This is a genomic window from Plesiomonas sp. ISS29, assembly GCF_056522795.1.
In genome coordinates, this window is the sequence record NZ_JAWRZQ010000001.1 from 624,570 (window position 1) to 637,974 (window position 13,405).

General features: G+C 50.0%; 13 protein-coding genes. 7 read left to right on the forward strand and 6 right to left on the reverse strand.

From position 1 onward, the window contains the following. Window positions 1-101 precede the first annotated feature (101 nt). From AC1HDJ_RS02720 to mobA, 5 genes are all read right to left on the reverse strand, one after another. Window positions 102-1,502: a DHA2 family efflux MFS transporter permease subunit gene (locus AC1HDJ_RS02720; protein WP_479533149.1), complete on the reverse strand. Its 1,401-nt coding sequence runs from the start codon at window positions 1,500-1,502 to the stop codon at window positions 102-104. A gap of 112 nt (window positions 1,503-1,614) precedes the next feature. Beyond that, a complete protein-coding gene (gene yegD / locus AC1HDJ_RS02725; RefSeq protein ID WP_479533151.1) occupies window positions 1,615-2,967 on the reverse strand; it encodes a molecular chaperone in 1,353 nt (450 codons plus the stop codon). A 192-nt stretch (window positions 2,968-3,159) separates the two neighbouring features. Next, the gene (locus tag AC1HDJ_RS02730) at window positions 3,160-3,849 is read right to left on the reverse strand and encodes a FadR/GntR family transcriptional regulator (RefSeq protein ID WP_479533153.1); all 690 of its coding nucleotides are present in this window, start codon (window positions 3,847-3,849) and stop codon (window positions 3,160-3,162) included. Between the two features lie 154 nt (window positions 3,850-4,003). Next, entirely contained in the window at window positions 4,004-4,531 is a 528-nt protein-coding gene (gene mobB / locus AC1HDJ_RS02735; RefSeq protein WP_479533155.1) for a molybdopterin-guanine dinucleotide biosynthesis protein MobB, read from the reverse strand. Beyond that, entirely contained in the window at window positions 4,528-5,118 is a 591-nt protein-coding gene (mobA, locus tag AC1HDJ_RS02740) for a molybdenum cofactor guanylyltransferase MobA (protein ID WP_479533157.1), read from the reverse strand. Before mobA ends, mobB begins: the two co-directional genes overlap by 4 nt. 259 nt (window positions 5,119-5,377) lie before the next feature. On the opposite strand from mobA, the gene AC1HDJ_RS02745 reads away from it, so the two are divergent. The 6 genes from AC1HDJ_RS02745 to AC1HDJ_RS02770 all read left to right on the forward strand — a co-directional run bounded on the left by AC1HDJ_RS02745 (window position 5,378) and on the right by AC1HDJ_RS02770 (window position 11,927). Beyond that, entirely contained in the window at window positions 5,378-5,647 is a 270-nt protein-coding gene (locus AC1HDJ_RS02745; RefSeq protein ID WP_479533159.1) for a YihD family protein, read from the forward strand. Between the two features lie 322 nt (window positions 5,648-5,969). Then, window positions 5,970-7,403 (forward strand): cytochrome c oxidase accessory protein CcoG, encoded by a 1,434-nt coding sequence (gene ccoG / locus AC1HDJ_RS02750; protein WP_479533161.1) that lies wholly within the window; start codon window positions 5,970-5,972, stop codon window positions 7,401-7,403. Window positions 7,404-7,522: 119 nt separating this feature from the next. Further along, on the forward strand, window positions 7,523-8,518 hold the full coding sequence (locus AC1HDJ_RS02755; RefSeq protein WP_479536968.1) for a serine/threonine protein kinase: 996 nt from the start codon (window positions 7,523-7,525) through the stop codon (window positions 8,516-8,518). Between the two features lie 84 nt (window positions 8,519-8,602). Continuing rightward, entirely contained in the window at window positions 8,603-9,241 is a 639-nt protein-coding gene (locus tag AC1HDJ_RS02760; protein ID WP_479533163.1) for a DsbA family protein, read from the forward strand. 303 nt (window positions 9,242-9,544) lie between these two features. After that, window positions 9,545-10,183 carry a DsbA family protein gene (locus AC1HDJ_RS02765; RefSeq protein ID WP_479533166.1) on the forward strand — a complete coding sequence of 213 codons (639 nt, stop codon included), beginning with the start codon at window positions 9,545-9,547 and terminating at the stop codon, window positions 10,181-10,183. 250 nt (window positions 10,184-10,433) lie between these two features. Further along, window positions 10,434-11,927 carry a PepSY-associated TM helix domain-containing protein gene (locus AC1HDJ_RS02770; protein ID WP_479533168.1) on the forward strand — a complete coding sequence of 498 codons (1,494 nt, stop codon included), beginning with the start codon at window positions 10,434-10,436 and terminating at the stop codon, window positions 11,925-11,927. Window positions 11,928-12,058: 131 nt separating this feature from the next. Here the strand turns inward: AC1HDJ_RS02770 and hdfR are convergent, their stop codons facing one another. Next, window positions 12,059-12,913 carry an HTH-type transcriptional regulator HdfR gene (gene hdfR, locus AC1HDJ_RS02775; protein WP_479533170.1) on the reverse strand — a complete coding sequence of 285 codons (855 nt, stop codon included), beginning with the start codon at window positions 12,911-12,913 and terminating at the stop codon, window positions 12,059-12,061. Window positions 12,914-13,036: 123 nt separating this feature from the next. On the opposite strand from hdfR, the gene AC1HDJ_RS02780 reads away from it, so the two are divergent. Beyond that, window positions 13,037-13,375, forward strand: coding sequence for a MaoP family protein (locus AC1HDJ_RS02780; protein WP_479533172.1), 339 nt, complete (start codon window positions 13,037-13,039; stop codon window positions 13,373-13,375). Window positions 13,376-13,405 lie beyond the last annotated feature (30 nt).

The following is a 13,405-nucleotide window of genomic DNA, read 5'->3' on the forward strand; positions in this document are numbered from 1 at the left end:
GTTGTCGCTATTGTTGCTGCCAGAAAGCGTTAATAGAGTACTGATCCAACATAACCCTTCTGATCTAGTAGTGCGGCAGTATTGCCGCACTACTGTTTTTGCTACTCATCCACCAACGGATTGCTTTTAGGTGCGTGCATATTGGCCCCGTCATGCGGCTTCATCAGCATAAAGATCACGCCCGATAATAAGGTTATTCCCGCTACTGTTAGGAAGGTGTGGTGAAACGCCAGATTCAGGGTGAACCCCTGCGCTTTATACAGGCTCAGTATTGAGGCGCTGCCGGCTATCCCGAAACTTATTGCCAGTTGTTGGGCCACACTCAGTACCGCGTTACCGCCACTGGCATTGTGTTCAGACAAACCACTGAGTGCGAGGGTGTTCATTGAGGTCAGTTGTATCGACATCAGCATACCAAACATCAGCAGCAGTGGGATCAGTACCCAGATAGGATAGGATGCGCGATAAAGGCCAAATCCGGCGATGCAAGCGGCGGTGAGTACTGTGGTCAGCAGCAGTGTGGTGCGATAGCTCAGCCGTTTTAGCAATTGGGTGATAAAGGGTTTGGATAAAATGGCGGCCACCGCAATCGGAGCCATCATCCAGCCAGAGATTTCGGCACTATAGCCTAGCCCGACTTGTAACATCAGCGGTAATAAAAACGGTATGCCGCCGGTACCTAAGCGTGAAAACATATTGCCGGCAATGCCGATACTGAATGTGCGGATACGAAACAATTTCAGATCAATCAGCGGATTGGGGTAGTGGGTGGCATGCCAGCCATAACTGAGCAGCAGCAAAATACCGCTTCCCAAGGTGGCATACGCAATACCGCGCCCAAGTGAGTGCTCGCCAAACAGCTCCATACCTAGTGTGATCAGCACCAACCCCAGCCCGAAAAAGAGAAATCCGCGCCAGTCTAAACGGTGGGTCGGCATGCGGATATCCGGCATGCAACGCTTTGCATACCAGAGGCCAAGCAGACCGATGGGCAAATTGATCAGAAAAATCCAGTGCCACGAGGTATAGGTCACCAGCCATCCGCCGAGTAACGGGCCAAGCACCGGCCCAACCAGCCCCGGCATGGTGACAAAGTTCAGTACTGGCAGTAGTTGTTCGCGCGGATAGGCGCGGATCAGCGCCAGCCGTGCAACCGGCATCATCATGGCGCCGCCGACACCTTGTAAGATGCGCGAGCCTATCAGCATACCCAGATTGCTTGAAACGGCGCAGCTCAGTGAGCCGAGAATAAACAGTGAAACGGCGGTCAGAAAGACCCGTTTGGTGCCAAAACGATCAGCCATCCAGCCGCTGATGGGGATTAACAGCGCTACGGTCAGGGTGTAACTGATGATGGCCGATTGCATGGCAATCGGTGAACGTTGCAGACTGGCGGCCATGGCAGGCAGCGCGGTGTTTAAGATGGTGGCATCCAGTGTCTGCATGAAAAGTGCCATGGCGGCAATCCATGGCAGACCAGCCATACTGCGTGGCGGTGTCATGCGGTAAACCTCAATTGTCACATGTACCCATCAGGATAAAGCCTGATTGAAGCCCTGATTTTACCTGAAACAGGGCGTCTGGGTAGCTTTTTGCCGTGAAGCTGAGGGCTAATTAACGAAACAAAATATCAGCCCAGCGGGTTAAGCCGGCGGTAACTGAGCCAAAATCATCGCCACCGACCAGCGGGATCCCCGGTAATTGCTGTTGCAATGCGTGGCGTAACAGCGGCGATCGGGCACTGCCGCCGGTGATGTAGATAACATCTGGCTGGCGATTGCTTGTTGCTAAGGCTTCCGAAACCAGCGCCTGAATTTTTTGCAGCGGCTGCTCAATGGCCTGTGCCAGTGCTGTTTCGGTAATCTGATGCTGTAAGCCTGTGCTGATAAAGCTCAGATCAAGCGCGGTTTGTGCTTGCAGGGAAAGGGCGATTTTACTCTCTTCGGCTGCCCGTACTAAGCGATAACCGAGCCGCTGACGGTACACTTTGACCAAGCGAGCAAAGGTTATCGGGTCTTCGGCATCACGCAGCAGGGCTTGTAGTACTTTGCCGTTGGCACTGCCGTAGAAATCGGCTTGTGCGGGAACATTATTAATGGCGATGGCATTCCAGTATGGCAGTGTCGGCAGAGCTGTGCCTTTTTCGGTGTTTCCTCCCATGCCCAGCAGTGGCATCAGTTGATGAAAGGTCAGGGCAATATCCAGATCATTACCACCGACTCGACACCCGCTGTGTCCGAGCAGGCTGTGCTGACGATCAGTTTGCGCGTGCCACTGTGGGCCCATCAGCAGCAATGAGCAGTCGGTTGTTCCCCCGCCGATATCGACAACCAGTACCACCTGCTCTTTTTGCAAGGTGGCCTCAAAATCAAGCCCGGCAGCGACGGGTTCGAATTGAAACTCAATATCCTCAAATCCGGCGCGTTGTGCAGCGCGCAGCAAGATCCCCTGCGCCTGCAGGTTGGCCTCTTCACCACCGGTACCTTGAAAGTTAATCGGGCGACCGATCACCGTTTGGGTGATAGTGCTGTTGAGCTGAGACTCAGCTTGCTGTTTGATGTGGTGCATCATGCCGCAAACCAGATCTTCAAACAGGGCAATCTGCAGGCTTTTTAGCCCGTTTGCGCCCAAAAATGATTTGGGTGATTTTACAAAATAGACTTCATCCGGCTCTTGCATATAGTGTTGCAGCGCATGCAAACCAAAGCGCAGGCAGTCGGTGCTGACCTGAATATCCTCATCACGGTTGGTGTTCATTGCGGTGCGCAGCAGTTGTTGGCTGGCTTTATCGGTAGCTGGAAGTTGCCAGTGGCGGTGCAGGTATTCGCTGACAGCCTCACGGGTAGGGGCGCAGATCATTGACGGGAGGTAGGGCGAGTCTTGCTCTAAGGTCAGCAGTTGTGGCCCGTGAGCTGCCATATGGCCGACAGAACAGTTGGCTGTGCCGTAATCAAATCCGATATACATCTGTAAAATCCCCGTGAGTACGCGGCAAAAGTGGGTGACTTTACCTGAGTGAATGCGTTTCGCCAAGCCAATCGATAGGCGTATGAAAAGTAGGCTACAGGCATAATAAGACCTTGATATCCGATAGATGACCGGATACCAAGGTTGAGCAGCTATCAGCGAGTTATCCGCGAAATAGTGCGGTGAAGAGGGTTAATCCTGATCGTTAATCAGTGACTCTACCGCAGCGGCGGCGGCATCAGGGTCTGAGCGTAAAATCGCATCAATAATCGCCTGATGGCACTCTAAGCGCACCACCGAATCACGGGTGACAGTGCGAAAGTAGACCTGAAACACGGCTTTAAACAGGTTACCAAACGGAGTCAGGAATGGGTTTCCGCTGGAGAAATAGATCATCTGATGGAATTGGGTATCCACCTCAATCCAGCGCTCTTTATCAAACTGTTCGTCAAGGGCGCGCATCTCGCCCATCAGCAGTGACAACTGATGCCGATCTTCTGGTGAGGCGTGCATAGCGGCCATTGAGGCAGCTTTCGGTTCAAGCATTTCACGCATCACATGAAATTCAGCAACCAGTTTTTGTTTATCATCCTGCTCGGCCCACCAAGTCAGTAGGTCTTGATCAAGAAAATTCCAGTTACGGCGCGGCATTACACGGGTACCAATGCGCGGGCGAGGCAATAACATCCCCTTGGCTGCCAGCATTTTTACTGCTTCTCGCACGGCGGTGCGGCTCACGCCGTACATTTCGCCCAGCTCCATTTCGCCCGGTAAAATCGAACCCGGTTCTATTTGGCCGTTTAGCATCTGGCGGCCAATACTCTCTGCCAACTGATACGACAGATTACGCTGAGCCGCTTTTTGATGGTGGTGGTGATTCATGTGTCCTCCCAACCGAATGCGGTGGTGTCATGGTGCAATTATTATGTCGTTATAGGTTTTGCTGTTGTGTTGCAATGCGCGTATCAGCCCATGATCTGGCACACTTTGTTGTATGCTGGCCTATCGAGCACAGTACGCCGATCTGTGATGCAGGTCAGGCGTGCAGCTTCAGCCAGGTTTGAATGAAATCGGCAAATTGCGCTGGTTGATTGATATCCAGTATCGGAACTGAAAGTGTACAAGGCAGTACATCCGGGGTATCCGTACCCAGTGCGATCAGTTGTGAATCGAGCGAGGCTAGCAGGCTAGCCAGCGGTTTTTTTACTGCTTCACGGTACAGCATGATTTTAGGGATCGGCTCATGCTTAAACCCCTCTACCAGTACCAGATCAAGCGTGGCTGAATCGAGCTGATGACACAGCGCAGCCAGTGAAGCCGGTGTGCGCGGTGTTTCAGTCATCAGTGCCCAGCGCTGATCACACACCACGATAGTTTGGTCGGCACCGGCTTTACGCAGCTCAAAGCTGTCTTTACCCGGTGTATCGACATCAACATCATGGTGAGTGTGTTTTATCAGTGCTGGTCGGATGCCTCGCTGACGCAGCAGAGGTAATAGCATTTTGAGCAGCGTGGTCTTGCCGCTGCCGCTATAGCCGACAATACCCAGCATTGGCAGTATCATGTATGGCTCCCTAATAGTGACTCTATCATCATACAATTATCGGGAGTGTTTACATTACAAAAAGCGGCTGCTTGATCAGAGAAATCAACCGTTACGCAATGTTGCTGAGCAAAAAATAGCATAAGCTTGTGCTCATCTCTCTGCAAAAAGTGCTGTAATGTGGGGATCAGCTTGCGGTGCAGCAGTGCAAAAACCGGATGCGTCCGCTCACCGTCTGTCACTATTGCACAGTCGGCAGTGCCAACGGCGTTTAACAAGCGAGTGGCTAAATCATGGGGTAATAGAGGGCTGTCACACGGCACACACACTACCCAATCGGTTTGTGCATGCTGTAATGCGGTGAGCATACCAGCTAGCGGGCCTTGGTATCCGGCCAGAGAGTCAGTATGTACCGGATAACCGCTGCGGCGGTATTCGGTAAGATGTCGGTTGGCATTTATCAGCAGTTGGCTGACTTGTGGCGCTAAACGTTGTGCGACATGCTGATACAGCGGGTTGCCGGCAACAACGATCAATCCTTTGTCTTTTCCTCCCATGCGCCTTGCTTTTCCACCGGCTAAAATCACACCGGTAATCGGCTCTCTCACTGCGGGCTCCTCTGTACTTACTGCTGTTATTCTACGCATAACCAGTATAATTGAAATGTTTTCATACAAAATAATGGTGATAAGCCCATTGCGTAGTACCTAATTCTGTACTGTTGGTCTGTGAAAGAGAAATATCACATACTGATGTTCAGTGCCGCTAAATCTTGCTACCTTTTGCGGCCGATAGTACTAGCCATAAATAAACGATATTTATGGCTAGTATCTGCGCCATTTAATGAGATGTAAGGAGTTTGATAAGATGAAATCTCACCGTGTCAATGAGCTGATTGAACTGTTACACCCGGCATGGCAGAAAGACCCGGATCTGAATCTGATCGCATTTTTGCAAAAATTAGCACAAGAAGCCGGATTTCAGGGCGAGTTGAGCGATCTGACCGACGATATACTGATTTACCACCTGAAAATGCGTGAGTCAGAAAAAACAGCACCGATTCCGGGGCTGGCTAAAGACTATGAAGATGATTTTAAAACCGCCCTGTTACGCGCGCGCGGTATCATCAAAGACTGATTTGTGTGGCAGCGTGTTTGCGTAAAAAACGCCATCCCAAAAAGATAATTTTTGCTCTGTTTTTTTGTTCTTTTGAGATAGAAAAATAGGCAAGGGAAGGGCTGCACAGTAAACACGGGGTTTTCAAGAATAGTTTTTGTGCCGCTGGGGGGATGGCTGCCAGCGGTACTCTGCTTTCTATTTCTATTCCCATTTCTGCTGCGATTATCGATGTCGCGCACATGCTGCTAAAAAGTTAGCAAAATGTTTGTCTGTTTTGGTTTTGCACGCCGTATAATCAAGATTATCAGCTAAATGCCTGTCTGAGCAGGGAGCGCTTTTGATGCGGCCAGATCCCCATATCCATGTAAAAAATATTCCTACTAAACCCGAACCGTTTGACCCGACCCAGCGGGTGTATGTTCGTGCCGTTAGCGGTGCTTATCAACGTTTGCGCCGCAATATGGGCTGGCTGTTGATGCTGCTATTTTTTGGTCTGCCATGGCTGAATTTTCACGGGCAGCAGGCGGTACTGTTTGATTTGGCTCAGCAGCGGTTCACCTTTTTTGGCACCAGTTTATTCCCGCAGGATTTAACTCTGCTGGCGTGGTTGTTGATTATTGCGGCATTTGCGCTGTTTTTTATCACCACCTTTTTGGGGCGGGTGTGGTGCGGTTTTATCTGCCCGCAGACGGTCTGGACCTTTATTTTTATCTGGTTTGAGGCGCGTTTTGAAGGCAGCGCCAATCAGCGGCGTAAATTGGATCAGCGGGCATGGGATCGTGATAAGTTTCTGAGGAAAACCGCCAAACATCTGTGCTGGCTGGCATTTTCGTTGCTCACTGCGCTGGCATTTGTCAGCTATTTTATCCCCGCATCGCAGTTGTTTCGCGAGTTTTTTAGCGGTACAAGCAGTGGTTGGGTGGTGTTTTGGGTGCTGTTTTTTATGCTCTGCACCTACGGGAATGCCGGTTGGATGCGGGCTATTATGTGTACCCATATCTGCCCGTATGCCCGTTTTCAGTCGGCGATGTTTGATCGTGATACTTATATTGTCGGCTACGATGCCGCGCGCGGTGAAACGCGTGGGCCGCGCAGCCGCAAAGCGGATCCGAAAACACTCGGGCTGGGCGATTGTATTGATTGTGCGCTCTGTGTACAGGTGTGTCCGACCGGTATTGATATCCGCCATGGGCTGCAATATGAGTGTATTAACTGTGGTGCCTGTGTGGATGCTTGTGACGATACCATGCAAAAAATGGGCTATGCCACCGGTTTAATCAGCTATACCACTGAGCATAAGCTGGCCGAAAAATCAGCCGAAAATCAGCAGCAGATACGCCCTAAATCACGTTTACTGCGGCCAAAATTACTCGGATACGGCTTAGTACTACTGGTCATGGTGGGGCTGTTTACTGTTAATTTGCTCAGTTTAAGCAGTGTGAATCTTGATGTGCTGCGTGATCGCAATCAGCTCTATCGCATCAATAATGAGGGTGATGTAGAGAACACCTTTATTCTCAAAGTGCAGAATAAGACCCAGCAGAGCGCGCAGTACCGCTTAAATGTGGTTGGTTTGCCAGCGGGTATACAGTGGTACGGCCCGCAGACTATTGACGTTGCGGCGGGGGAGATTTATACCCAACCGGTGAGTGTGGCAATCGCCCCTGAGAGCCTGAGTAAAGCCGTCACCGATATTGTTTTTACTGTCAGCCTTGCCGATGATGCTGACGATATTGAAGCGCGCGCCGAAAGCCGTTTCTTTACCGAGCGTTAATGCTTGCTGAAAACCAGTTGGAAATCAGCGCCGTACTGGGCGGTTACTCGGTGCGGCGTTTTTTGTCATGCCCGACTCTGCTATGCTGCATCAATGAATCCTCATCAGAGCCGATCATTATGACCAGCCACTCCGGCAGTGCTTTTGCTTTTCAGACTCTCTCGCCCGATCTCATTATGGATGCTCTTGAAGCGGTAGGTTTGCGGGTAGACTCCGGTCTGCTGGCACTCAATAGCTATGAAAATCGGGTATATCAATTTTTGGATGAAGATCGCCGTCGCTATGTGGTGAAGTTTTACCGCCCAGGGCGCTGGAGTGAGGCGCAGATCCTCGAAGAGCACCAGTTCGCACAAGAGCTGGCCGATGCCGAAATTCCGGTGGTGGCCGCGCTGGCGTTAAACGGTCAGACACTGCATCGGTATCAGGATTTTCTGTTTGCGGTCTTCCCAAGTGTCGGCGGTCGTCAGTACGAAGTCGACAACCTTGAACAGCTTGAGTGGGTGGGGCGTTTTATGGGGCGTTTGCACCAGCAGGGGCGCAAACAGCGTTTTGCCAAGCGCCCGACCATGGGGCTAGATGAATATCTGTATCAGCCGCGTGATTTTTTGCAGCAGTCAGGGTTTATTCCCGATGGTCTGCGTAAGGTATTTTTCTCTGATCTCAACTTGTTGATCAGCGAGATAGAGCAACGCTGGTATACCGACTGGCAGCCACTGCGTTTGCACGGTGATTGTCATCCGGGCAATATTTTGTGGCGCGATGGCCCGCTGTTTGTTGATTTGGACGATGCTCGTAACGGCCCTGCGATGCAAGATTTATGGATGCTGCTCAATGGCGATCGTAATGAACGGCTAATGCAACTAGATCTGTTGATTGAAAGTTACAGCGAATTTAGTGATTTTACTGCCCGTGAAGTGCAACTGATCGAACCATTACGTGGTCTGAGGATGGTGCATTATATGGCATGGCTGGCACGCCGCTGGGAAGACCCTGCGTTTCCGCGTAGTTTTCCGTGGTTTGCCGAACCGCGCTACTGGGAGCAGCAAATATTGGCCTGTAAAGAGCAAATTGCTGCACTGCGTGAACCGCCACTGCAATTAATGCCGATGTATTGAGAGTAGCGGCGCGGTACGAATTATCCCTATAATGCTGATAAAAATAACTTGTTGTCACTTTAATAATTGAAAGGATTATTTTACATGAAAAAAATTTGGCTTACGTTGGCCTTGCTGGTGCTGGCTACCAATGTCTCTGCGGCGCAGCTTGCTAAGAAGCAGTTTAAAGAGGGAAAAGAGTACACTGCGCTTAATCGTCCAGCCTCAATACAACCGGAGGCAGTTGAGTTCTTCTCATTTTACTGTCCGGCCTGTTTTGCTTTTGAAAGTACCTATCACATTCCGCAAACTGTACGCAGTGAAGTGCCAAGAGACGGCAGTTTCAAGCAGTATCATGTCGATTTTATGGGGCCACTGGCAAAAGATTTGAGCCGCGCATGGGCGGTTGCTAATGTGCTGGGTGTGGAAGAGAAAGTTGCGCCGGTACTGTTTGAAGGCATTCAAAAATCACGCAGCATTAAAACACCGGCGGATATTCGCGCAGTGTTTGAGAAAATCGGGGTGAAGGGTAAGGAGTATGATGCTGCGTTGAACAGCTTTATGGTCAGCTCATTTGTGGCGCAGCAAAGCAAAGCGGCACAAGATTTTCAGGTTGAAGGTGTGCCGGCTTTCTACATTAATGGCAAATTCCGTATTGAAGCTCGCGGAATTGATGCGAAAAGTAATGAAGATTTCACCAAGCAATTTGGTGAAATTGTAAAATTTTTGCTGACCCAAAAATAATTTTTAAGTTGTTAGTGTCGATTGGGGTGAATTTTACCTGAATCGGCCCGATTGACTGTTTGCAGCCTGTGTGTAGCAGGCTGCAGCGGTTTTTGGTGAACGGCTCTCTATCCCCCCTAACGTTTTTTTTGACTATGGAACAGATTGCGCAATTTTACGCAGAGGTTTTGGCTGTTTCATGTTACCCAATCTTTACAAAACTTTATCATTAACGCTATTGCTGGATCAGTAACCCTTGCCTTAAAGTAGCCGCCGATACGATTTAAAAACTATTATTTGAAAATAATGATATCGGGGTTATACATGAAAAAAATAGGAACATTGCTGATAGGCCTGCTGTTAAGCACGCCTCTTTTTGCTGCGTCTGTTATCAAAGATACCTTTACTGATGGCAAGCAGTACACCACCTTTGATAAACCGGCCACCGCAGCACCGCAAGCGCTGGAGTTTTTCTCGTTTTATTGCCCGCACTGCTATGACTTTGAATTCTCATACCATCTTCCGGCACAGATTAAAAAAGCGGTACCGGAAGGCGGTGAGTTTTTGCAGTATCACGTGGATTTTCTTGGCCCATTAGGTAAAGATCTGACCCGTGCTTGGGCTGTGGCTATGGTGATGGGGGTTGAGGCAAAAGTGCAGCCGGTGCTGTTTGAAGGCATTCAAAAGACACAAAGCATTAAAAGCGCTCAGGATATTCGTGCCGCGTTTGAGAGTATTGGTGTCAATGGCACTGAATATGATGCCGCCTTGAACAGCTTTATGGTCAACTCACTGGTTGCCAAGCAAGAGATGGCCGTACAAACCTATGAAATTCGTGGTGTGCCGGCAGTGATCATTAACGGTAAGTACCAGATTAATATGGGTGGAATTGAAGCCAAAGACACGGCTGATTTTACCCAGCAATATGATGGTTTGGTGAAGTTCTTGCTTCAGCAGCGTTAAGTTAAGTAACAGACAGGCCATATTGCAGGCTTGTCTGTTTTCTCTTTGTTCTTAGTGGCATGCGAAAATACGCTATACATCAGCACACCGTGAAATGGATTATTTGGTCTAAAATAATTTTACTGGGATAAAAAAAGAGAAATTATCGCGAAAAAAGAGGCTTTTTGCTGCTTATTTGAGCCGATTGTTGATTTTTGAAGCATGATATACATTCAGGTGAATTTCTACATTCACTTGGATTAGCGCAACAATGTCTGAACGTTCTTCTGCTTTACCGATAACAGAGCGCCGCCAGCAAGCGGCGACTACCCGCAGTTGGTTTGTTCCCCTGTTAATGCGTTTACATTTCTATGTTGGCATGTTTGTTGGCCCTTTTATGCTGGTTGCCGCACTTAGCGGGATCTTATATGCCCTTACCCCGCAAATTGAATCACGCCTGTATGCTGGCTTTTTGTACAACAGCAGTCAGGGTGAGGTGTTGCCGCTACGACAGCAAGTTGAGGCGGCAAAAAAATTCGCACCTGTAGAGGCTCAGTTGTCTGCGGTGCGCCCTTCACCTGCGGAGGGAGACAACACGCGGGTGCTGTTTAATGTCGAGGGGTTAAACCCGTCTGAGCGTTTGGCGGTGTTTGTTGATCCAGTCACGGCGAAAACTCACGGTGCGCTGGTGGCTTACGGTACCAGTGGCGTATTACCGCTGCGTACTTGGATTGATCAGTTGCATGTCAACTTGCAGCTAGGTGATATCGGCCGCTACTACAGTGAGCTGGCCGCTTCTTGGCTATGGGTGGCGGCGTTAGGCGGGTTGCTGTTATGGGCATACCGTCAGCACAAACCGAGCAACCGCGTGGCAGCGACCTCTGCACCATCCACAGCAACATCAGCAGTTTCGGCTGTACCCAAAAAGCGGGGTCTGCGTACTTTACATCAGAAACTGGGGCTGTTTTTGTTACTGGGCTTGCTGTTTTTCTCGGCAACTGGCCTGACATGGTCACGCTGGGCAGGCGATAATATCGGTATTTTACGTCAGCAGTTTGGCTGGACTACGCCATCTCTTTCAACCTCACTTTCTGAGGCAAGCACTTCAGCTACCGCAGTGAATCCGCATGCCGGTCATCATGATCACACTACGGGCTCGGACGATCACATTGAAGTTCCCACACCACAGAATGCTACGCTGTACGATGCGGTATTAGCCGTAGCACGTCAGGCCGGTATTAATGCGGCCAAAGTTGAAATCAAGCAGCCGCCGAAGGCCGATCAGGCATGGAGTGTGGTCGAGCTTGACCGCCACTGGCCGACACAGGCAGATGCTGTTGCTGTTAATCCTGTCACGCTGGCGGTTACCGATCAGGTGCGCTTTGAGCAGTACCCGTTAGCCGCCAAATTAACCCGTTGGGGCATTGATATGCACATGGGGCTGCTGTTTGGTGTGGCCAATGAACTGGCTTTGGTTGTTGTTGCCGTAGGGCTGATGACGATGGTTATTATGGGATACCAAATGTGGTGGCGAGGCCGGCCAACCGGCCGTCAAACTCGAACACTGCGATCACCGTTTGCACTGCTTAGTAAAGCGCCCAAGCTGCCACAGGTCATGATTATTGTCATAACACTGGTTGTGGGTTTTAGTTTGCCGGTGATGGGTGTCAGTTTACTGGCCTTTTTGCTGTATGACTGGCTGCGCTATCTCTGGTTGTGTCAGCGTCAGCGCTCAGATCTTCAGCCTAAAAGAGGCCGGTCTTAACTAAGCAACCGGTAAGAAACCTGAAGATCGGTTATATCCGATCTTCAGGTTCGGATATCTAGGTGTGGGTATTGAGGTTCGGTCTTTAGGCGCAAGTATTTAGGTGCAGGTATTCAGTTACAGATTTTCAGTCATAGAGCTGCGGGTAACAGTGAAAGCAGGCTACGGATCAGCGCATCGTGCGAGCTGTTTTGTGGCCAGATAGCGTACAGGGTCAATGGCAATGGCGGGATCTTGTCAACCGCCGTTAACCCGCGTGAACCGAGCTCTGCGTGCATATTGGCGGGTAAAAATGCACACCCTTTGCTCTGATTCAGTTGATGCAAAACCTGGCGCATCGAATGGCTGTACAGTCGCGGGGGGATATCGGGTGTAAACCATGCACTCTGTTGCTGCATAAAACCGCTGCCCCACTCAATTAAGTGGTAGTGTTCAGCTAAGTAGTTATGTTCAGCATGGTTTTTCTGCGTTTGTGTGGTGCTACAGGCAAACAATTGTAACGAGATCTCTGCGCAAGGCTGCGCGGTAAATTCATCACTGCGCGGCTGATCAAAACTAAAACCCAGATCCACACTCTGCTCAAGCAGTTGGCGCAGTAATGTGCGCGGCGGGCCGTACTCAGTACGCAGCGGCAGCGCCGGATACTGCTGGCTTACCTGATGCAAAAAATCACCCAGCACTGACTCCCAAATACAGGGTGCTGCCATTATCCGTAATGGTGCGATTTGATGCGATTGGCTGACATCTTGCTGAGCTTGTTGCCAAGTTTGCAACAAATTGCTGGCATAGGGCACTAACCGCTCACCAGCCGGTGTTAGCTGAATATTGTTACGATGGCGGTTGAATAGCGTTACGTTTAGTTGTGTTTCTAGCTGGCGAATTCGGAAGCTGACTGCCGATTGGGTCAGAAACAGAGATTCAGCTGCTTTACCGAAGTGGCGGGTTTTACTGACCACGATAAAGGTTTTCAGTAATTCGGTATCCACTGCACATCTCCAAAAAAACTTATCATCACGATTAAAATAATTTGTTTTACATCAGCGTCAAGGCTCAATAATACTCCGCGCCATAGACCCTTCGACCATGATAGTTTAGGAGCTTGTCTCAATATGGCGGAAAGCTTTGTCACAACACGTCGTTTCTTCGATAACAAGCATTATCCGCGTGGTTTCGCCCGTCACGGCGATTTCACCATCAAAGAGGCTCAACTTCTTGAGCAGTTTGGCTGTGCGTTTGATGAGTTAGACTCAGGAAAGCGACAGGCTGCTACTGAAGAAGAGCAGCTCTTTGTGGCAGCGTGCCAGAATGAGCGTCAGCCGGTAACTGATCACGAAAAAGTCTGGATTAAGTACCGTGATCGTACGCGTCGTCCGAAACGTTTTCACACCTTATCCGGCGGTAAACCGCAGGCAGATGCGGTGGAAGACTACACCGACAACGACGAGTAAAACAAGACGAGTAAGACAACAGGAGCCGCT